18 protein-coding genes, 1 tRNA gene and 2 other RNA genes are annotated in these 21,053 nt (G+C 58.5%); 10 read left to right on the forward strand and 11 right to left on the reverse strand.

What is annotated here, in order from left to right; all coding sequences use genetic code 11:
• The gene (gene glyS / locus AC1M2H_RS01110; RefSeq protein WP_480149982.1) at positions 1-2,070 is read left to right on the forward strand and encodes a glycine--tRNA ligase subunit beta; all 2,070 of its coding nucleotides are present in this window, start codon (positions 1-3) and stop codon (positions 2,068-2,070) included.
• Between the two features lie 98 nt (positions 2,071-2,168).
• Here glyS and AC1M2H_RS01115 read toward each other — a convergent pair whose 3' ends face one another.
• Entirely contained in the window at positions 2,169-2,357 is a 189-nt protein-coding gene (locus AC1M2H_RS01115) for a hypothetical protein (RefSeq protein WP_480149983.1), read from the reverse strand.
• Between the two features lie 87 nt (positions 2,358-2,444).
• Complete coding sequence (locus AC1M2H_RS01120) at positions 2,445-2,654, reverse strand: YdgH/BhsA/McbA-like domain containing protein (protein ID WP_426813807.1); 210 nt, start codon at positions 2,652-2,654, stop codon at positions 2,445-2,447.
• Positions 2,655-3,051: 397 nt separating this feature from the next.
• Between AC1M2H_RS01120 and AC1M2H_RS01125 the strand changes: the two genes are divergently transcribed.
• Positions 3,052-4,671 carry an ABC-F family ATP-binding cassette domain-containing protein gene (locus AC1M2H_RS01125; RefSeq protein WP_480149984.1) on the forward strand — a complete coding sequence of 540 codons (1,620 nt, stop codon included), beginning with the start codon at positions 3,052-3,054 and terminating at the stop codon, positions 4,669-4,671.
• A gap of 100 nt (positions 4,672-4,771) precedes the next feature.
• Here AC1M2H_RS01125 and cspE read toward each other — a convergent pair whose 3' ends face one another.
• Entirely contained in the window at positions 4,772-4,984 is a 213-nt protein-coding gene (gene cspE / locus AC1M2H_RS01130) for a transcription antiterminator/RNA stability regulator CspE (RefSeq protein ID WP_004868803.1), read from the reverse strand.
• Positions 4,985-5,245: 261 nt separating this feature from the next.
• Entirely contained in the window at positions 5,246-5,536 is a 291-nt protein-coding gene (locus tag AC1M2H_RS01135; RefSeq protein ID WP_480149985.1) for an HTH-type transcriptional regulator, read from the reverse strand.
• A 389-nt stretch (positions 5,537-5,925) separates the two neighbouring features.
• Between AC1M2H_RS01135 and AC1M2H_RS01140 the strand changes: the two genes are divergently transcribed.
• Positions 5,926-6,636 (forward strand): DUF3053 domain-containing protein, encoded by a 711-nt coding sequence (locus tag AC1M2H_RS01140; RefSeq protein WP_480149986.1) that lies wholly within the window; start codon positions 5,926-5,928, stop codon positions 6,634-6,636.
• 98 nt (positions 6,637-6,734) lie between these two features.
• Here AC1M2H_RS01140 and ghrB read toward each other — a convergent pair whose 3' ends face one another.
• The 5 genes from ghrB to AC1M2H_RS01165 form a co-directional block, all read right to left on the reverse strand.
• Positions 6,735-7,706, reverse strand: a complete 972-nt coding sequence (gene ghrB / locus AC1M2H_RS01145) for a glyoxylate/hydroxypyruvate reductase GhrB (protein WP_480149987.1) — start codon at positions 7,704-7,706, stop codon at positions 6,735-6,737.
• 24 nt (positions 7,707-7,730) lie between these two features.
• Positions 7,731-9,011 carry an MFS transporter gene (locus AC1M2H_RS01150; protein ID WP_480149988.1) on the reverse strand — a complete coding sequence of 427 codons (1,281 nt, stop codon included), beginning with the start codon at positions 9,009-9,011 and terminating at the stop codon, positions 7,731-7,733.
• 100 nt (positions 9,012-9,111) lie between these two features.
• The gene (locus tag AC1M2H_RS01155; protein ID WP_480149989.1) at positions 9,112-10,050 is read right to left on the reverse strand and encodes a sugar kinase; all 939 of its coding nucleotides are present in this window, start codon (positions 10,048-10,050) and stop codon (positions 9,112-9,114) included.
• 3 nt (positions 10,051-10,053) lie between these two features.
• A complete protein-coding gene (locus AC1M2H_RS01160) occupies positions 10,054-10,803 on the reverse strand; it encodes a sugar phosphate isomerase/epimerase family protein (protein ID WP_480149990.1) in 750 nt (249 codons plus the stop codon).
• A gap of 110 nt (positions 10,804-10,913) precedes the next feature.
• Positions 10,914-11,930, reverse strand: a complete 1,017-nt coding sequence (locus AC1M2H_RS01165) for a LacI family DNA-binding transcriptional regulator (protein WP_480149991.1) — start codon at positions 11,928-11,930, stop codon at positions 10,914-10,916.
• Positions 11,931-12,215: 285 nt separating this feature from the next.
• On the opposite strand from AC1M2H_RS01165, the gene AC1M2H_RS01170 reads away from it, so the two are divergent.
• Positions 12,216-14,546 (forward strand): molybdopterin guanine dinucleotide-containing S/N-oxide reductase, encoded by a 2,331-nt coding sequence (locus tag AC1M2H_RS01170; RefSeq protein ID WP_480149992.1) that lies wholly within the window; start codon positions 12,216-12,218, stop codon positions 14,544-14,546.
• Here AC1M2H_RS01170 and AC1M2H_RS01175 read toward each other — a convergent pair.
• Both AC1M2H_RS01175 and tag read right to left on the reverse strand, forming a co-directional pair.
• Positions 14,509-14,955 carry an N-acetyltransferase gene (locus AC1M2H_RS01175; RefSeq protein ID WP_480149993.1) on the reverse strand — a complete coding sequence of 149 codons (447 nt, stop codon included), beginning with the start codon at positions 14,953-14,955 and terminating at the stop codon, positions 14,509-14,511. The two genes, AC1M2H_RS01170 and AC1M2H_RS01175, sit on opposite strands and share 38 nt — an antisense overlap.
• Positions 14,933-15,514, reverse strand: coding sequence for a DNA-3-methyladenine glycosylase I (gene tag, locus AC1M2H_RS01180; RefSeq protein ID WP_480149994.1), 582 nt, complete (start codon positions 15,512-15,514; stop codon positions 14,933-14,935). The genes AC1M2H_RS01175 and tag overlap by 23 nt, the downstream gene beginning before the upstream one ends.
• A 158-nt stretch (positions 15,515-15,672) precedes the next feature.
• On the opposite strand from tag, the gene AC1M2H_RS01185 reads away from it, so the two are divergent.
• From AC1M2H_RS01185 to AC1M2H_RS01210, 6 genes are all read left to right on the forward strand, one after another.
• Positions 15,673-16,317, forward strand: coding sequence for an autotransporter outer membrane beta-barrel domain-containing protein (locus AC1M2H_RS01185; RefSeq protein WP_480149995.1), 645 nt, complete (start codon positions 15,673-15,675; stop codon positions 16,315-16,317).
• A gap of 338 nt (positions 16,318-16,655) precedes the next feature.
• A complete protein-coding gene (locus AC1M2H_RS01190; RefSeq protein ID WP_480149996.1) occupies positions 16,656-17,858 on the forward strand; it encodes an L-lactate MFS transporter in 1,203 nt (400 codons plus the stop codon).
• Between the two features lie 231 nt (positions 17,859-18,089).
• A complete protein-coding gene (gene eptB / locus AC1M2H_RS01195) occupies positions 18,090-19,781 on the forward strand; it encodes a kdo(2)-lipid A phosphoethanolamine 7''-transferase (protein ID WP_480149997.1) in 1,692 nt (563 codons plus the stop codon).
• A 90-nt stretch (positions 19,782-19,871) separates the two neighbouring features.
• Positions 19,872-19,948, forward strand: a tRNA-Pro gene (locus tag AC1M2H_RS01200).
• A 33-nt stretch (positions 19,949-19,981) separates the two neighbouring features.
• Positions 19,982-20,115, forward strand: a non-coding RNA gene (locus AC1M2H_RS01205) — RtT sRNA.
• Between the two features lie 33 nt (positions 20,116-20,148).
• Positions 20,149-20,282: non-coding RNA, RtT sRNA (locus tag AC1M2H_RS01210), on the forward strand.
• Positions 20,283-21,053 lie beyond the last annotated feature (771 nt).

The raw sequence follows: 21,053 nt of genomic DNA on the forward strand, positions 1-21,053 counted from the left end.
ATGTCTGAGAAAACTTTCCTGGTGGAGATCGGCACCGAAGAGCTGCCACCAAAAGCCCTGCGCAGCCTGGCTGAGTCTTTTGCTGCGAACTTTACCGCCGAGCTGGATAGCGCCGGCCTCGCCCACGGCGCCGTTGAATGGTTTGCCGCCCCGCGCCGCCTGGCGCTGAAGGTGGCCGGCCTGGCCGCTTCCCAGCTGGATCGCGAAATCGAAAAGCGCGGCCCGGCGGTTTCTGCGGCGTTTGACGCCGAAGGTAAACCGAGCAAAGCGGCTGAAGGCTGGGCGCGCGGCTGCGGTATCACCGTCGAGCAGGCCGAACGTCTGGCGACCGATAAAGGCGAATGGCTGCTGTATCGCGCCCATGTGAAGGGCGAAAGCGCGGAAGCGCTGCTGCCGAACATGGTCGCGACGTCGCTGTCCAAACTGCCGATCCCTAAACTGATGCGCTGGGGCGCGTCCGACGTGCAGTTCGTGCGTCCGGTTCACACCGTGACCCTGCTGCTTGGCGACAAAGTTGTTCCGGCGACCATTCTCGGCATCGACTCAGATCGCGTCATTCGCGGCCATCGCTTTATGGGCGAGCCGGAATTCACCATCGATAGCGCCGAGCAGTACCCGCAAATCCTGCTGGAGCGCGGCAAGGTCATCGCCGACTACGAGCAGCGCAAAGCCGTTATCAAACAGGGCGCTGAAGAAGCCGCTCGCAAAATCGGCGGTAACGCCGACCTGAGCGAAAGCCTGCTGGAAGAAGTGACCTCGCTGGTGGAGTGGCCGGTGGTGTTGACCGCGAAGTTCGAAGAGAAATTCCTCGCGGTGCCTGCGGAAGCGCTGGTCTATACCATGAAGGGCGACCAGAAATACTTCCCGGTTTACGGCAACGACGGCAAGCTGCTGCCGAACTTCATCTTCGTATCGAACATCGAATCCAAAGATCCGATCCAGATTATTTCCGGTAACGAGAAGGTGGTGCGCCCGCGCCTGGCGGATGCCGAGTTCTTCTTCAATACCGACCGTAAAAAGCGCCTGGAAGATAACCTGCCGCGCCTGCAGACCGTCCTGTTCCAGCAGCAGCTGGGCACCCTGCGCGATAAAACCGACCGCATTCAGGCTCTTGCCGGCTGGATTGCCGAGCAGATCGGCGCGGACGTTAACCATGCGACCCGCGCGGGCCTGCTGTCGAAGTGCGACCTGATGACCAATATGGTCTTCGAGTTCACCGATACCCAGGGCGTGATGGGCATGCACTACGCGCGTCATGATGGCGAAGCGGAAGACGTGGCCGTGGCGCTGAACGAGCAGTACCAGCCGCGTTTTGCCGGCGACGATTTGCCGTCCAACCCGGTTGCCTGCGCGGTGGCGATTGCCGATAAGATGGATACGCTTGCCGGTATCTTCGGCATTGGTCAGCACCCGAAAGGGGACAAAGACCCGTTCGCGCTGCGCCGCGCCGCGCTGGGCGTGCTGCGCATCATCGTTGAGAAGAACCTGAATCTGGATCTGCAAACGCTGACCGAAGAAGCGGTACATCTGTACGGCGATAAGCTGACCAACGCCAGGGTTGTGGATGACGTCATCGACTTTATGCTCGGCCGCTTCCGCGCCTGGTACCAGGACGAAGGCTACGGCGTTGATACCATTCAGGCGGTACTGGCGCGTCGCCCAACCCGCCCGGCTGATTTCGATGCGCGCATGAAGGCGGTTTCGCACTTCCGCACGCTGGAAGAGTCCTCGGCGCTGGCGGCAGCCAACAAGCGTGTCTCCAACATCCTCGCAAAATCTGAAGAGACGCTAAACGATACCGTTCACGCCTCGGTGCTGAAAGAGGCCGCAGAGATCAAGTTGGCGACCCATCTGGTCGTGCTGCGCGATAAGCTGCAGCCGTTCTTCGCCGAAGGCCACTACCAGGAAGCGCTGATCGAGCTCGCCTCCCTGCGTGAACCGGTGGATGAGTTCTTTGAGAACGTGATGGTTAACGCCGAAGATCGGGACGTGCGTATCAACCGCCTGACGCTGCTGTCCAAACTGCGCGAGCTCTTCCTGCAGGTAGCGGATATTTCTCTGCTGCAGTAAGCGCCTTTTGGCAACAAAAAAACCTGCCTTCCGGCAGGTTTTTTTATGGCGCGAAGACGCTCATGGAGCAATCTCGTTGCCCGCAGGCTGGCCTTTAATTACTCCAGGTTGCCTGCCGTCAGGCTCTCTTTGTCGAAAGCATGGCTGACGTTAATGCGGTTTTGATGCCCCGACGTATCGATGTTTGAGCCCGCTTCCGGCGCTACGGCATGACGTTCTGCCGCCATGACGCCGGTTGACAGTGAGGCTGCCAGAAACAGGGCGGTCATCACGCTGATATTTTTCATCTTTTATTCCTTTTCATCGTGCTGTTGTTGTCGCCTGTGCAGCGGGTTCCGGCGGCCGGCACTCTCTACGAGAGCTATCAATGCGATTTATTTGGTCAGCTCGGCGGTCATATGAACGCGGTTGTTGAACTGGGCGCTGGTAATTTTGTAGGACGCACCTTGCTCAGCGGCCTGGGCGGCAATTTTGGCTTCTGCGCGATCCAGGGTGGAGGCGGTGGTGCTGATGCTCTGAGCGAATGCGCCGAAGGACATCATGGAAAGCGCGGTAACTACAACTAAAGTTTTGATGGATTTCATGGTCGTATTCCTGAGGTTGTTTATCTGTAATAGGGCGTTTTGCCCTGATGTGATAAATAATAGGCCGATCTACTGGTGATTAAAATCGGAACAATTTGCGCATCTTATTCAAAAAAATAGAATAAAATTTGATCGATAAATCACGGCGCTAATCGTTATGACCGACGGTAAATGCGCCCGGCAATTTGTCCATCGGCGCGGCTGTTTTTGCCCCGTAGCGGCGCGGGCGCGGAAAAAATAGTCTTGAAATGTGGCTGTCGGTGTGGCTATTCTGTGTCCCGACGAATCCCTCGTCTTACTGAGAGCACACTGAAAATGGATAACCACGCCTGCTGAATTCACTCCTTGCCAGCGCCACGTGCGGCAGGGGAAGTATCGATTTCATTCAGGAGTGCTTATGGCCCATTGTGCCCAATCCCCCGCTTTTATTTTGCATCAGCTCACCTGTCAGTTTGCGACGGGAGACACGCTGTTTGGCCCGCTAAATCTATCGCTGGAGACGTCGTTCTGCGGCCTGGTCGGCCGTAATGGCGTTGGCAAAACTCGCCTGCTTCGGCTGCTGGCGGGCGCTGATTCTCCTTCCGGCGGACATATTGAACGCTTTACCTCGCTGGCCTACGTTGCCCAACATCCGGCCATTGCTTCCGATACCACGCTGGCCGACCTGCTGGGCTATGAGCCCATATTCTCCGCCCTACGGCGGCTTGAGCGCGGAGAAGGTTTCGCTGACGACGTCGAGCGCCTGGAGGGTTTCTGGGATCTGCGCGAGCGCCTGAGCGCGGCGTTCGCGGATGCCGGCCTGCCCGAGTTCTCTCCCGAACGACCCGCATCGTCGCTGAGCGGCGGCGAGCGGGTGAAGGCCCTGCTCTGCGGGGCCTTTCTCTCAGGCTCAGACTATTTGCTGCTGGATGAGCCGACCAACCATCTCGACCGGCAGGGCCGCGAATGGCTGTACCGGCAGCTTGAGCGCCGGCGCGGCGGGGGAATTATCGCCAGTCACGATCGTGAGCTGCTGGCGCAAATGCCGCGTATCCTTGAGCTTACGCCGACGGCGCTGCGAAGTTACGGCGGGAGCTACGCCGACTACCGGCAGCAGCGTGATGCCGAGCAGCAGGCCGCGCGATCGGCGCTGGAGCATGCCGCGACCGAACGCCGTCGCACCAGGGCGCGGATGCAAAAAGAGCATGATGCCAGCCAGCGGCGGTCTGCGCAGACGCTGCGGATTGTTGATACGCTGAATATTGCCTCGTTTGAACGCGTGAAGTACAAAGGCGCGGCGAAGGAGCGCCCCGGGACGCTCCAGCGGCAGCATTGGGAACAAAACAGCGCGCTTAACGCCGCCGTCGCCCAGGCGTACGAGCGGGTAGAAGATGAGGCGTCGGTGATGTTCACTCTACCGGGGAGTCAGATCGCCGCCGGTAAACAGGTTCTGGCGCTGGAGGCCTTACGGCTGGCGCACTCGGCGGCGGCGCCGCTTAGCTGGCGTCTTGATGGGCCGATGCGCGTTGCGCTGCGCGGGCCTAACGGCTGTGGAAAAACCACGTTACTGAAAACGCTGGTCGGTCTCGAGCAGCCCGCTGGCGGAGAGTGCCGGCTGTCGGTTCATGCGGCCTGGCTGGATCAGCACCTGACGCAGCTGGACCTGTCGCTATCGGTTTTAAGGCAACTTAATCTTGACGATACGCCGCTGGAGGAGGGCGTGCTGCGCAGCCGGCTTGCGCAGCTGCAGCTGGGAGCGGATAAAATCAATCTACCGCTGGCGATGCTGAGCGGGGGAGAACGACTGAAAGCGGCGCTGGCCTGCGTACTGTGGCGGCGGGACGCCGCCCAGCTTCTGCTGCTCGATGAGCCGACTAACCATCTTGATTTAGCCTCTGCTCAGGCTATTGAAGCGGCGCTGGCCGGGTTTCCCGGCGCGATGCTGGTTGTGTCGCATGATGAGGCTTTTCTGCAGGGGCTGAAGCTCACCCACGTTTTAGCGTGGCGGGACGGCGGCTGGCATTTTGAGGCGAGCTAAAAGCCAAAAAACCGCCGTGCGACGTGGCGGTTTTCTGACGTTCAGATAAAAAAAATCCCCGCCGTCAGGCAGGGATCTTAAATTCTGAGCTTATTTAAGCTTACAGGCTGGTAACGTTGCCAGCTGCCGGGCCTTTAGCGCCGCTTTCGATGGTGAAGGAAACTTTCTGACCTTCATCCAGAGATTTGTAGCCATCGTTCATGATAGCGGAGAAGTGTACGAACACGTCTTTAGAACCGTCATCAGGAGTAATGAAGCCGAAGCCTTTATCAGCGTTGAACCATTTTACGATACCAGTCATTTTACCGGACATAGCGAAATACCTTTAAATAATAAATGAACCTTTCGGCGATACGGTCTGGACTACAGATTTGAAGCTATAAAGGGAAAGTTCACTACCGGGGTATCTAGGATAACCGCTCAAGGACTACTCTATACTAATGCTCTGTGGTCTGTACATCAAACCTGCGAGCATTAACTCATTTTTGAGATGCGATAGCAAACGTTTTTTTCATAGGAATTAAAACGGTCCTGAAGCAGGACCGTAATCAGTGTCCAATAAGATTATAGAACTTTACTCGAGAACTTGCCTTGAAAGCTTCGAATTAGCCTGGATCAGACGCATTAACTTGAGCTCGGTAGAAGAGGGCTTGACGCGTCTTGATTCCCACTCCTGCACCATCGCTACGCTGACGCCCATGGCATCGGCGAAATCGTCAATTTTCAGCCCGGTCCCTTTACGCAGCCGGTCGAATTCGCTGAACGCGGTTGGCTTGGGCGTTGAGGCGGTCGTGCGGGGAATATCTTTAAAAACAATTTGTTCCAGGCTGCTAAGCAATTCGAATATTGGATCTTTATATTCCATTGAGGACTCCTTTCTGTTGCACAGTAAAGGGTAGGGTTTGCTGAGTCCTCTTAAGAATAGTCAGAAAAAAGCGTGAACAACGATTACGGAGGTGATTATATGCCAGCAGACTTTCTTTTGCGGCCGGACAGCCCGGCGGGAGCTGGAGATAAGCCGATGATTAATCATCAGACGCGAGGCTTTGGAAAATATTTGTAAACGATAGTGTAAAAGCGAGGCCAGCGGCTCCCCGCCGCCTCGCATCGCAACGGCGATAAACGCCGCCAGCGGGCTATTTCCTGCGCAAGATTGTCAGGAAAGTGTATCCTGCGAGGCCGACCTGGACTATCCTTGTCAGCGTCTGGCACGTGTGTCTGTTTGCGCTTTTTTTGGCTGAAAGGAGTAAAAAAATGGCGACAGGAAAGTCCTGCTCTCGCTGGTTTGCGGCTGTTGCGGCCTTATTAATGGTGGTTAGCCTGAGTGGGTGTTTTGATAAAGAAGGCGATCAGCGCAAAGCGTTCATCGACTTCCTGCAAAATACGGCGATGCGAAGCGGCGAACGTTTGCCGACGCTGACCGCCGATCAGAAAAAACAGTTCGGTCCTTTTGTGTCCGATTATGCGGTGATTTACGGCTATTCGCAGCAGGTAAGTCAGGCGATGGACGCGGGTCTGCGCCCGGTGGTAGATAGCGTGAACGCGATCCGCGTCCCGCAGGACTATATCACCCAGCGTGAGCCGCTGCGTCAGGCAAACGGCGCGCTGGGCGTGCTGAGCCAGCAGCTGGAAAATGCCAAAATGCAGGCCGACGGCGCGCACAGCGCGCTGAAGCAGGGTGACGATCTGAAGCCGGTCTTTGACCAGGTTTACAACAAAGTGGTTACCGCGCCGGCAAATGCTCTGCAGCCGTTGATCCCTGCGGCACAGGTCTTTACCCAGCAGCTGGTGCAGGTGGGTGATTTTGTTGCTCAGCAGAATACGCAGGTGAGCTTCGCGGCGAACGGGATTCAGTTCCCGACCTCGCAGCAGGCCAGCCAGTACAACGCATTGATTGGCCCGCTGGCGGCTCAGCACCAGGCGTTCAATCAGGCGTGGACTGCTGCCGTTAACGCTACGCGCTAGCCGTAGCCCAGGCCCGGGGAAGGCGTTTATCGCGCCGTCCCCCGGGTTTCTTCCCGGCTGACGCAGCGCTCAGCCGGGCGAGAATGCCCCATTCCTGCCTATTTTACCTGCGGATTCACGCAGTTCTTATCGACGTTGCCCTGCAGCGCATCAATCAAATTATCCACCGCACAGGCCGCCATGTTGTAGCGTGTTTCATGCGTGGCGGAACCAATATGCGGCAGCGCGACAACGTTCGGCATGCTGAGCAGCGGGGAGTCCTGCGCCAGCGGCTCCTGCTCGAACACGTCGAGGCCGGCGGCATGGATTTCGCCATTCTGCAGCGCGGCAATCAACGCTTTCTCATCGACGACCGGGCCGCGCCCGGCGTTAATAAAGATGGCGGAGGGCTTCATTTTGGCGAACTTCTCCGCATTGAAAAGATGATGAGTCTCGGCGGTCAGCGGCAGGATCAGGCAGACAAAATCGACTTCCTCAAGCAGCGTATCGAGATCGCAGTAGCGGGCGTTGAAGCGCTCTTCCGCCTGCGGATGCTGGCTGCGCGCGTTATAGAGAATCGGCATCCCGAAGCCGGCGTGCGCGCGTTGGGCCAGCGCCATGCCGATGCGCCCCATTCCCACGATACCTAGCGTTTTGTGGTGCACATCGCTGCCGAACCAGTCCGGGCCGATGCTTTTGGTCCATTCACCCGCCTTCACGCGGTTGGCGACTTCCACCACCCGGCGCGAGGCGCTGAGGACCAGCGCCATCACCGTATCGGCAACGGTTTCGGTCAGCACGGTGGGCGTATGCATCAGCAGGACCCTGCGCGCGTTCAGCGCCGCAACGTCGAAGTTGTCGTAGCCCACGGAGACCGTTGAGGCCGCACGAAGATTGGGCATTTTCTCCAGTAACGCGGTATCAACTTTTTCGCTGGAGCCCAGCAGGCCCTCAGCCTGGGCAAACGCCTCGGCGTGCTGCGCGACGGTTTCGGCACTCAGGTTTTTCACCCGGGTGACGGTAAAGTGTTTTTCCAGACGTTGCTGCAGGTCGTCGGGAAGCGTTTTATAGAGAATAACGGACGGCTTCATGCGGATCTCCGTAGTATTAGGATGTCAGGCGTGACGAGCGCCAAGCGGGAGTTTTTGATTATTAGCAGGCTTAACAATTAAAGTAAGCCATACCGCGACGAAAAGCGCCACTCCCATAAAAATGTACGAGGCCGCCGGGCTGCCGGTCGAACCGTTCAGGTAGCCCACGAACCACGAGCCAAAGAAGGAGCCCAGCGCGCCCATGCTGTTAATCAGCGCCATCGCGCCGCCGGCGACGTTGCGCGGCAGCATCTCCGGGATGATGGCGAAGAAGGGGCCATAGGGAGCGTACATCGCTGCGCCGGCAATCACCAGCAGGGTATAAGAGGTCCAGAAGTGGTTCGCGCCGACGGCCCAGGAGCCGATAAAGGCCAGCCCGCCAATCAGCAGCAGCGGCCAGACGAACAGCTTGCGGTTCTGCAGTTTGTCCGAGGCCCAGGAGACGACGATCATCGCAATCGTTGCCGCCAGGTAAGGCACCGCGGAGAGCCAGCCAACCTCGACCATGCCCATATTTTCGCCGCCGCTGCGGATAATGGACGGCAGCCACAGCACGAAGCCGTATACCCCGATGCTCCAGGCAAAATACTGCATGCACAGCAGAATGACGTTACGCGAGCGGAAGGCTTCGCCATAGTTACGTACGGCCTTGATGCCCTGCTGCTCGCGCTCCAGCTGCTCCTGCAGCGCGGCTTTTTCGCTCTCCGACAGCCAGCTCACCTGCGACGGCTTATCTTTTACCAGCACCCACCAGCAGAAGGCCCAGATCACCGCCGGAACGCCTTCAATGATGAACATCTCGCGCCAGCCAAAGGACTGAATCAGATAGCCGGAAACCACCGACATCCACAGCACCGTGACCGGATTACCGAGGATTAAAAAGGTATTGGCGCGCGAGCGTTCGGACTTAGTAAACCAGTTGCTGATGTAAATCAGCATCGCGGGCATCACCGCGGCTTCGACGACGCCGAGAATAAAGCGGATAGCGGCCAGCGCCGGAATATTGTGCACCATACCGGTCAGCGAGGCGCAGGCGCCCCACAGGATCAGGCAGATAAAAATAAGTTTTCGCACGCTGCGGCGTTCAGCATAGATTGCCCCAGGGATCTGGAAGAAGAAGTAGCCGAGGAAGAAAAGGGCGCCCAGCAGCGACGAGATACCTTTAGTGATCCCCAAATCTTCGGTAATGCCCGCCGCGGAGGCGAAGCTAAAGTTGGCACGGTCGAGATACGCCAGGCTATACGTGATAAACACGATAGGCATGATGTACCACCAGCGTTTTGTTGCATTGGTTAAGCTGTTCATAGGCTTGCCTCTGTATGTGAGGTAACACTCACCGATAGAAAGGTGTCTTATGCCGCGCTGTATGTAGGGTACAGAGTGGCTACGATCGTTGCATTAAACGTTATTCGCCCAGCGCTTCGCGCGTCGGTAATCCTTCGCTATCGCCCTGAACCTGAATCGCCAGCGAGCCGATTTTGTTCCCGCGTCGTACCGCCTGTTCCAGCGCTTTGCCTTCCAGCAGGGCGCTAATCACCCCGACGGCAAAGCCATCGCCCGCGCCGACGGTATCGACGACGTTATCGACCTTTATCGCCGCGACGGCACCCTGCTCGCCCGCGGCCGTTTTATACCAGGCGCCATCGGAGCCGGTTTTGATAATCACGGCGCGCACGCCGCGGTTGAGATAGAAGTCGGCGATAGCCTCCGGCGTTTGCTGGCCCGTCAGGATGGTTCCCTCCTTCAGGCCGGGTAAAACCCAGTCGGCCTGGAAAGCGAGATGGTTGAGCTTTTCCACCATCTCGCCTTCGCTTTTCCACAGCACCGGCCGCAGGTTGGGGTCGAAAGAGATCGTTTTTCCCGCGGCCTTCATCGCGCCGGCGGCGCGATCCAGCAGCGCGTATGAGCTCTCCGATAGCGCGGCGGCGACGCCGCTCAGGTGCAGATGGCGGGCGCTGGTAAAGTAATCGGCGTGGAAATCATCCGGCGACAGGTGGCTGGCGGCCGATCCTTTGCGGAAATACTCCACGATGGGATCGGTTCCATTTTCAACTTTAGATTTCATCTGGAAGCCGGTGGCGTAGCGCGGGTCCGTGGTCACGCCGCGGGCGTCGATTCCCTCTTTTGCCAGCGAGTTAAGGACAAAACGGCCGAAGCTATCCTCGCCGACGCGGCTGACCCAGCCAACCTTCAGCCCCAGGCGCGCCAGTCCGGTGGCGACGTTCAGCTCGGCGCCGGCGACGCGTTTGATAAAATGTTCAACTTCCGCGAGGTCCCCGGTTTGGGTCGCGACAAACATGGCCATCGCTTCGCCGATGGTGATGACATCCAGGCTGTTTTCCATGGCTTAATCCTCGCGTAACAGGTTGACATAGCGGCGGGTGACGGCCGTCAGGTCATGGCCGATCAGCGGAAACTCGATGCCGCGTGGGGCGTCGGCAGGCAGGTTATCCAGCAGCGCCATCCAGCGCGGAGCGGCCTCATCGGGAGGAACGGCGCGGTACTGCTCGCGATGCGGCTGGGCCGCCTTCACGTGAATATAGCTGACGGCGGGCGCAAGATGGCGCGCTGCCTCTTCCGGCGAGTCACCGACCCACAGCCAGTTGCCCATATCAAAGGTCAGCGTCACCGGCAGGCTATTGACCCGACAGGCGGCCTTAAAGCGCTGCATCGGCGCCAGCTGGCCGCAATCGGTCTGATCGTTTTCCACCACCAGCGCCATGCCGCTCTCCTGCAGCGTGCGGCGCAGGGTCTCCAGCTGGTTGTTATGGATGAAGTGGCCGAGGGAGAGTTTTAACCATAGGGCGTTGAGGGTTTGCGCTTCCTGCAGCAGCGCCGCGAGGTGCGGATTAAGCGAGCCGTCGGCGGCAAACAGGGCTTCCGGCGCGGAGTAGCAGACCAGCAGGCCGTGGCTCTCTATCTCCGCGGCGAGCGCGGGCAGGCGGCTCAGCTCGCCGGGGCTGAATAGCTCGCGGCGAATCTCCACGCCGTCGGCGCCGGAACCGGCAATGAACGGCAGTACGGCGGACTGCCCGCCAAGCTCTCTAACGCGATCGTTGCCATAAGCGGCGGTCACGACAATGATTTTTCTGGCCATCTGACAAACTCCCGGTGGTTCTGTAGCGAATCTCTCTATTACGCTAGATGGTACCGGTTCCAAAGAAAAGGGGAGGATGTCTAATTTATGATCGTCATCACGAAGGATAATTAACGGGAGGTCGATCCGCGGACGATCAGCTCCCCGGAAAATACCCGCTCGCAGATTGGCTCATGGCTGCCTTCGATGCGGCGTATCACCTGTTCAACGGCGGCGTAGCCGATTTGCCACGTCGGCTGCTTGAGGGTGGTGATCCCGACGCCGGCGAGCTCCGCCCATTCCAGCTCGTCAAACCCGAGCAGGCCGATGTCGCTCCCCCAAATCAGATCAACTCGCTTAAGCGCGCGCGCGACCTGCAGCGTCAGGGCGCCGTTGGCGGAGATAACCGCTTTGCGCATTCCGCGATGGCCGAAGTGAAACTGGCGCAGCGCGGCGTCCAGCATCGCGCCGTCGTTGAGCGGAACTTCGGCATTTTCCGCGACGATCCCGGCGTGGCGCTGGACGGTGGCGCGGAAGGCGCTCAGCCGCTCCCGTCGCGTGTTGACGGAGCCTAGCGGCTCGCTCAGAAACAGCAGCGCCTCGAAGCCTTTCTCCACCAGATGTTCGGTGGCGGTGGTAGCGGCCTGGGCGTTATCCAGCCCGACCACGTCGCAGGCAAAATCGGGAATTTTTCGGTCGATCAGCACCATCGGCAGCGCCGACTGCTGCAGGCGATTGAGCCCCTCTTCGCGCATGCCGACGGCGTTGACCACAATCCCCTCAACCTGATAGCTGCGCAGCAGGTCGAGATAGTGCAGCTCCTGATCCAGCTCGTTGTTGGTATTACACACCAGCAGGGTGAAGCCTTTCTCGCGGCAGGCGGCCTCGATGCCGCTCAGCACGTTAACCGAGTAGGGATTGGTAATATCGGCGATGATCAGGCCAATCAGCCGGGTACGGCCGTGCTTAAGGCCGCGGGCCATCAGGCTGGGGCGATAGTTAAGTTCGGCAATCGCCTTTTCAATGCGCGCCAGCAGGTCATCGGAAAGCAGATGCTTTTCGCCGTTGAGGTAGCGTGAAATGCTGGTTTTACCGGTTTTTGCGGCTTTTGCCACATCGCTAATGGTTGCTCGCGCCGCTTTCGCCATGATGGCTTCCTTTGCTGAAATCTGGAGAACACCTTAGCGCGAAAATCCGCTATATCAAGCATTTTGCCCGCCAGGCGCCTCTTCGCGCAGCGGGATAAGGCGAATTTTCACGCGACGATTATTTCCTTAATCCATTTTATTCTTTGTCACCAGGCGCGCGACGGTTGATTATGGCGCCCGGATGTGGAGAAAATTCCCCGGATAACGTCCCTGTTTGTACGTAACAATTGAACGGCCGAATAACAGGCCGTCACCACACCTGCATTCGCTGACCAGGAGCCCGCTTTGCCAACCTCATCTGCAACTGAAACCATCCTCACCGCGGCCCATTGGGGACCGATGCTGGTTGAAACCGATGGTGAAAACGTCCTCTCTTCCCGCGGCGCGCTGGAAACCCCCTTTGCCAACTCTCTGCAAACCGCCGTGCGGGACCAGGTGCATAGCAAGACCCGGGTGCGCTACCCGATGGTGCGTAAAGGTTTTCTCGCCTCGCCGGATAGCCCGCAGGGCGTACGCGGGCAGGATGAGTTCGTCCGGGTGAGCTGGGAGCAGGCGCTGGATCTTATTCATGCTCAGCATCGGCGGATCCGGGAAAGCTACGGCCCGACGTCCATTTTTGCCGGCTCCTATGGCTGGCGTTCAAACGGCGTACTGCATAAAGCGGCGACGCTGCTGCAGCGCTATATGAGCCTGGCCGGCGGCTATACCGGCCACCTCGGGGATTATTCTACCGGCGCGGCGCAGGCAATCATGCCGTATGTGGTGGGCGGAAACGAGGTCTATCAGCAGCAAACCAGCTGGCCGATGGTGCTGGAACATAGCGAGGTGGTGGTGCTGTGGAGCGCTAATCCGCTGAATACGCTAAAAATTGCCTGGAACGCCTCCGACGAGCAGGGAGTGACCTGGTTCGATCGGTTGCGCAGGAGCGGCAAGCGGGTGATCTGCATCGATCCTATGCGATCGGAAACCGTTGATTTCTTTGGCGAGGATATCGACTGGGTGGCCCCGCATATGGGAACGGATGTGGCGATGATGCTCGGTATCGCCTGTACCCTGGTCGAAAACGGCTGGCAGGACGATGCGTTCCTGGCGCGCTATACCAGCGGCTATGAGATTTTTGCCCGCTACCTGACCGGCGAGAGCGACGGCGTGGCGAAAACCGCCGAGTGGGCGGCGGAAATTTGCGGCGTAAGCGCGGATAAAATCCGCGAACTAGCGCAACTGTTCCACGAAAATACCACCATGCTGATGTCCGGCTGGGGCATGCAGCGGCAGCAGTTCGGCGAGCAGAAGCACTGGATGCTGGTGACGCTGGCCGCGATGCTGGGGCAGATTGGCACCCCCGGCGGCGGCTTTGGCCTCTCCTATCACTTCGCCAACGGCGGCAATCCGACCCGCCGGGCGGCGGTGCTGGCCTCGATGCAGGGCTGCGTGGCGGACGGCATTGAGGCGGTAGAAAAAATTCCGGTGGCGCGCATTGTCGAAGCGCTGGAGAACCCCGGCGCGCCGTATCAGCACAACGGCATGGATCGATGCTTCCCGGATATTCGCTTTATCTGGTGGGCGGGCGGCGCCAATTTTACCCATCATCAGGATACCAACCGGCTGATCCGCGCCTGGCAGAAGCCGGAGCTTATCGTCATTTCGGAGTGCTTCTGGACCGCCGCGGCCCGCCATGCCGATATCGTCCTGCCGGCAACGACCTCCTTTGAGCGCAACGATATGACCATGACCGGCGATTACAGCAACCAGCATCTGGTGCCGATGAAGCGCGTGGTTGCGCCGCGCGACGAGGCCCGGGATGACTTTGAGGTGTTTGCCGATCTTAGCGAGCGTTGGGAAGAGGGCGGCCGCGCCCGTTTTACCGAAGGGAAAAACGACATCCAGTGGCTGGAAAGCTTCTACCGCATTGCGGCTCAGCGCGGGGCGAGCCAGCAGATTACGCTGCCGCCGTTTGAGCAGTTCTGGCAGGATAATCAGCTGATTGAGATGCCGGAAAACCCCGATAACGCCCGTTTCGCCCGCTTTGCCGCTTTCCGCGCCGATCCGCAGGCTAATCCGCTGAAAACGGCGAGCGGAAAAATTGAGATCCACTCGCCGACGATTGCCGGTTTTGCCTATCCCGACTGCCCGCCGCATCCGATGTGGCTGGCGCCGGACGAATGGCACGGCAGCGCGCAGCCGGGCCAGCTGCAGGTGCTTTCCGCCCATCCGGCCCATCGTCTGCACAGCCAGCTGAATCATACGACCCTGCGGGAGCAGTACGCGGTGGCTGGCCGCGAGCCGTTAACCATCCATCCGCTGGATGCCGAGGCGCGGCAGATTGCCGACGGCGATCTGGTGCGGGTATGGAATTCACGCGGTCAGGTGCTGGCCGGAGCGGTGGTGACGGAAGGGATCCGCCCCGGGGTTATCTGCCTGCACGAGGGGGCCTGGCCCGATATCGACCCGCAGGCGGGGATCTGTAAAAACGGCGCGGTGAACGTGTTGACCAAAGATATTCCAACCTCGCGTCTCGGTAACGGCTGCGCCGGCAACACGGCGCTGGCGTGGCTGGAAAAATACGCCGGCCCGGCGCTTACGTTAACGGCGTTTGATCCGCCGGCCAACGCATAATCCACGTCGGCTGCAGGGTATCGTCCTGCCATGCGCAGTCTTCTATCCGGAAGCCCTGCGCATGGTAGAAATTCACCGCCTGGACGTTTTTTTGGTACACCTCGAGGCTCAGCCAGGGATAGTGCCGCTTGACCTCGTTCAGCAGCGCGCTGCCGATCCCGCGGCGGACGGCCCCCGGCGCGACGAAAAGCGCGCCGACAAAGCGTGACTCCAGAACGCTGATAAAGCCTTTTATCTCCTCGCCTTCCTCCCACACCCAGGTGCTGGCGGCGGGAAGGTAAACGTCGCGCACGACCGCGACGCTTTCATGCCAGTACGTCTCTTTGATAAACGGATGCGCCTGGGTCGTGCTTTCCAGCCATAGCGCGAGCAGCGGACGGAACTCTTTAGCCTCCCACTTGCGGATCATCGGGACCTCCGGGGTAACAGAAACAGCCCGTGACGTGATCGTTCACCAGCCCACAGGCCTGCATAAAGGAGTAGCAGATAGTCGAACCGACAAACTTGAAGCCGAGTTTTTTCAGCGCTTTCGATAGCGCGTCGGAAGCGGGAGTCGTGGTGGGGATTTCCGCCAGCGTTGCGGCGTGCGATACCTGCGGATGATTGTCGACAAAGGACCAGACGAAATCAGCGAAGGAGTCGCCTTTTTCTTCCATCGCAAGGAAGGCCCGCGCGTTGCCGATAATGGCCTGAATTTTACCGCGATGGCGAATAATCCCGGCGTCCAGCAGCAGACGCTCAACGTCGGCCTCATCCATCGCGGCGACGCGAACCGGGTCGAACTGATGAAACGCCCGGCGATAGTTTTCACGTTTTTTTAGTACCGTAATCCACGAAAGCCCGGCCTGCTGGCCCTCAAGGCAGATCATTTCGAACAGCTTGTGGGGATCTCTTTGCTCTACGCCCCATTCGCTATCGTGGTACTGGATATAGAGCGGGTCCTGGCTAACCCATCCGCAACGCTGCATGTCCTTCTCCCTTAGCAATAAAACTTACGCGTTCACCTTGACGGCTGAAAGATAAAGATAATAGTTAATACAGGGATACCACTCCCAAATACAGGGGTATCAGATCCCATAAAAAACACAGCAATACTTCCGGTTTGGCTCTTTATGGAGTCGCTTTAATGATAATAAAGAAATGCAATGGCTTGTGGGGATACTTCCTCCCGGCATGCGTATCCGTATGGGTATCGTGCGTCTGTGGGGCGAACGCCTGGCAACAGGAATATATCGCTATCGATACGAAAAGTAATACCCCTGAACGCTACACGTGGGATAGCGATCACCAACCGCGCTATGAGGACATTCTGGCCGAGCGCATCAATTCAACCGGCGACGCCGCCGGATTGGCCTTCAACCAGGGGCTGGCGCCGCCGGATACCGGCCACGGCATGAGCGTGGGCTGGAACTTTACCTTAGCCAACGGCGTGACGTCAGGGCCGGTAGCAAGCTTGCGCAGCGATCTGCTGCAGCCGCCCCCGGTTCGCCGGGCTGCGGAAAGTAGCTACGTCAATACGCTCGGCTGGCGCGTGGATTATCAGCAGCGGTGGGGGATTCACCCGTGGGCGCAGGTGAGCTACAACCAGGCGCTCGCCTCAGAGCCGCCCTGGCCTGGCCGTACCCAGGACGGCGGCTGGCGGGACGTGACCTTTGGGGCGGATATGTCGCTCAATTCGCACCTTGCGGCGTGGGCGGCGCTCTCGCAGGCGGATAACCTGCCAACCGGGGCGAACTATCAGTATCTGATGGGGGTCAGCGCCAATTTCTAACGCGTATTTCCGTGCGGCGGCTGCCGACCTCGCCGCTGGCATAAGATCGTCAGGCGAATACGCTGCGGCTATTTTGCTGCCGTAATGTTAATTATGTCGTCCATATGTAGCGCGTTTAGTCCGACTCTTTAACTTAGCGATCACAGAACTGGCGCGCCGTGGTGAGATAGTAGGTGCTAACTTATCTCCTGTTATCAAACGCGCGCTCGATTCTCAATGTCATTCATTCCGGCATTCATGCATTTCATTCCCCGCTGACGGCATTTCATGCCTTTTCTCCCCTGCACCTGAGGGGACTTCGCTATTGTGGCGGCAGTTAATATTTCAGGACATCCGCTATGAACGCTACCAATACGCAATATACCCGCTGGCTTACGCTATTCGGCACGATCGTGACGCAATTCGCGCTGGGATCGGTTTATACATGGAGTTTGTTCAATAGTTCTCTTTCCGCCAAGCTGGATGAGCCGGTGAGCCAGGTGGCGTTCTCCTTTGGCCTGCTGAGCCTTGGCCTGGCGCTCTCCTCCTCGGTCGCCGGCAAGCTGCAGGAACGCTTTGGCGTAAAACGCGTGACGATGGCGTCCGGCGTGCTGCTTGGACTCGGCTTTTTCCTCACCGCCCACGCCAACAGCCTGATGATGCTGTGGCTGAGCGCCGGCCTGCTGGTCGGTCTGGCCGACGGCGCAGGCTATCTGCTGACGCTCTCCAACTGCGTGAAGTGGTTCCCCGAACGTAAAGGGCTGATTTCCGCCTTCTCCATCGGCTCCTACGGTCTCGGCAGCCTCGGGTTTAAATTTATCGATAGCCATCTGCTGGCCACCGTCGGGCTGGAGAAGACCTTCATTATCTGGGGCGCGATTGTGCTGGTGATGATTATCTTTGGCGCAACGCTGATGAAAGATGCGCCGAACCACGCCGTCAGCACCGGCAATGGGGTGGTGGAGAACGACTTTACGCTGGCGCAATCGATGCGCAAACCGCAGTACTGGATGCTCGCGGTGATGTTCCTCACCGCCTGCATGAGCGGCCTGTACGTTATCGGCGTGGCGAAGGATATCGCGCAGGGGATGGTGCACCTGGACGTGGCGACGGCGGCGAATGCGGTAACCATTATTTCTATCGCTAACCTGAGCGGGCGTCTGGTGCTGGGGATCCTGTCGGATAAAATTTCCCGCATCCGCGTGATTACGATTGGTCAGGTCGTTTCGCTGGTCGGTATGGCGGCGCTGCTGTTCGCCCCGCTGAACGCCACGACCTTCTTTGCCGCGATTGCCTGCGTGGCCTTTAACTTCGGCGGTACAATTACCGTGTTCCCGTCCCTGGTCAGCGAATTCTTTGGCCTGAATAACCTGGCGAAAAACTACGGGGTGATTTATCTGGGCTTCGGTATCGGCAGCATCTGCGGGTCGCTGATCGCCTCGCTGTTCGGCGGATTCTACGTCACCTTCTGCGTGATCTTCGCGCTGCTGATTCTTTCTCTGGCGCTTTCCACGACCATTCGCCAGCCGAAAAGCGAAGTTTACAGCGCTGCGCACGCCTGACGGCGCGGCGGACCATCAATTCACTAAGCGAATAATGCCAATCCGACCAGATATTTTGTAAATATTTGGTTGGATCACATTCCCTCCTGATACTTTTTCCTTCCTCTGTGGTCTACTTACCGCGCTTTGTAGAGGTTTCTCATAACTAACCTTAACGCACTCTATTAACCTGCTTGCTTATATCGCGTAAGTGAGGGGGGTTTTATCTCATCTTTTTCCAGGTTTTCTTGCATGAAATATATTAGAACGATGACGCAGCAGACGCTCAGTATATGGCTGGCGCTGTACATCGGCTGGTTTATGAACGTTGCCGTGTTTATCCGTCGTTTCGACGGTTATGCTCAGGAATTTACCTTCTGGAAAGGACTTTCCGGGCTTGTGGAACTGGTTGCGACCGTGCTGGTGACCTTCTTCCTGCTGCGTCTTCTGTCGCTGACGGGACGGCGGGTATGGCGAATATTAGCTACCCTGGTGGTGCTGTTCTCGGCGGCCGCCAGCTACTACATGACCTTCCTCAACGTGGTTATTGGCTACGGTATTATCGCCTCGGTGATGACCACGGATATCGATCTTTCCCAGGAAGTTATCGGCTGGCATTTGATTCTTTGGCTGGTGCTGGTCAGCGCGCCGCCGCTGCTGCTTATCTGGAATAACCGCTGCCGCCATACCCTGCTGCGGCAGATCCTTACCCCGGGCCAGCGGGTGAAGAGTATTGCTATTGTCCTGCTGGCGGGGCTGATGGTCTGGGGGCCGATTCGCCTGCTGGAGGTTCGCCAGAAGAACGTTGAGCGGAGCTCAGAAGTGGATATGCCGAGCTACGGCGGGGTGATTGCTAACTCCTATCTGCCCTCGAACTGGCTCTCCGCGCTGGGGCTGTACGCCTGGGCGCAGGTCGATGAATCTTCCGATAACGGCTCCCTGATTAACCCGGCGAAGAAATTCACCTACGTTGCGCCACAGGGGCTGGATGACACTTACGTGGTGTTTATTATCGGTGAGACGACCCGTTGGGATCACATGGGGATTCTGGGATATAACCGCAACACCACGCCGAAGCTGGCCGAGGAGAAAAACCTCGTGGCCTTCCGCGGCTACTCCTGCGATACCGCGACCAAGCTCTCTCTGCGCTGCATGTTCGTTCGCGAGGGCGGGGCGGAAGATAACCCCCAGCGTACGCTGAAAGAGCAAAACGTCTTTGCCGTCCTGCATCAGCTGGGCTTTACCGGCGATCTCTACGCCATGCAGAGCGAGATGTGGTTCTACAGCAATACGATGTCGAACACCATTGCCTATCGTGAGCAGATTGGCGCCGAGCCGCGTAACCGCGGCAAGAGCGTCGATGATATGCTGCTTATCGATGAGGTGAAGCGTTCGATGCTGAAGAACACCCGCGGTAAGCACCTGATTATTCTGCATACCAAGGGTTCGCACTTTAACTATACCCAGCGCTATCCGCGCAGCTTCGCCCAGTGGAAGCCGGAGTGCGTCGGCGTGGACAGCAAATGTTCGAAAGCAGAGCTGATTAACTCCTACGATAACAGCGTGACCTATGTCGATCACTTTATCGTTAGCGTGCTGGATCAGCTGCGGGATAAGAAAGCGATTGTCTTCTATGCCTCCGATCACGGTGAGTCGATCAACGAGCGCGAGCACCTGCACGGGACGCCGCGCAAGATGGCGCCGCCGGAGCAGTTCCGCGTGCCGATGATGGTGTGGATGTCGGATAAGTATCTGGAAGCGCCTGACCACGCGGCCTCCTTTGCCCGACTCAAGCAGCAGGCGGCGATGAAGGTCCCGCGTCGTCACGTTGAGCTGTACGATACTATTATGGGCTGTCTCGGATATACCTCGCCGGATGGCGGGATTAACGAGAACAACAACTGGTGCCGCGTTCCCGGCGCGAGCAAAGCGGCGCAGGAATAACGAGAGTGGTGAGTTTCTCGCCGCTTGAGTGATTTTTTCGTACTAAGGCATTGACGGGTGTGGGTCTCAGCAGTAAGATGCGCCCGCATTCGGTGATTGGCGCAGCCTGGTAGCGCACTTCGTTCGGGACGAAGGGGTCGGAGGTTCGAATCCTCTATCACCGACCAAATTTAAAAGCCCGCTCTTAGAGCGGGCTTTTTTTACGTCTGTGGCCAGTGAGGATGAGAACCTCCGGGGGCAGAGGTTCGACTCGAGCGCAGCGAGAGAACGTTGCTTTAGCAACGGCCCGCAGGGCGAGCCACGCAGTGGCGAAGTCATCCTCTATCACCGACCAAATTTAAAAGCCCGCTCTTAGAGCGGGCTTTTTTTACGTCTGTGGCCAGTGAGGATGAGAACCTCCGGGGGCAGAGGTTCGACTCGAGCGCAGCGAGAGAACGTTGCTTTAGCAACGGCCCGCAGGGCGAGCCACGCAGTGGCGAAGTCATCCTCTATCACCGACCAAATTTAAAAGCCCGCTCTTAGAGCGGGCTTTTTGCGTTTGTGGCCGGTGAGGATGTTTGTCAGCCCGGAGGCGTTCCGTTCACCGAACGTCTGGCAGAACATGCGGCCCCGGCGCCAGGTGACCGGGTTAAGGGGAAGATAACCGTCTTTCCCTTAACAATCCCCGCGGTCCCGCACGGAAATCGGTGCTGCGCACTGCGCTCACCTCCCGGCCTGCAGCCTGCGGTCGGCTCAACTCGACCTGCTCGCCCGTTCCGGGCTTGCTCCTGTCTCGATTCGCCTCTTGCCGCCATCCCTGGCGGCCAGCCCTTGTCTTCCGGCCTTCGGTTCGCCGATTTCAGCGGGGAGCCAGGGCCCCGCTGTACGCCTTTTCTTCACAGAAGGTTCAGCATCGCGGAGGGTGGGGGAGGGTATGAAGCGATGGTATGAAGTAATGGAACGAGATGAAGATATGAGGCGATGGTTGCTTAACTGAACGGCATGGTGTGTGTTGAATGATTTTAGCCGGTGAGGATGTTTGTCAGCCCGGAGGCGTTCCGTTCACCAGACGTCTGGCAGAACATGCGGCCCCGGCGCCAGGTGACCGGGTTAAGGGGAAGATAACCGTCTTCCCCTTAACAATCCCCGCGGTCCCGCACGGAAATCGGTGCTGCGCACTGCGCTCACCTCCCGGCCTGCAGCCTGCGGTCGGCTCAACTCGACCTGCTCGCCCGTTCCGGGCTCGCTCCTGTCTCGATTCGCCTCTTGCCGCCATCCCTGGCGGCCAGCCCT

The organism is Klebsiella sp. F11 (assembly GCF_056712265.1).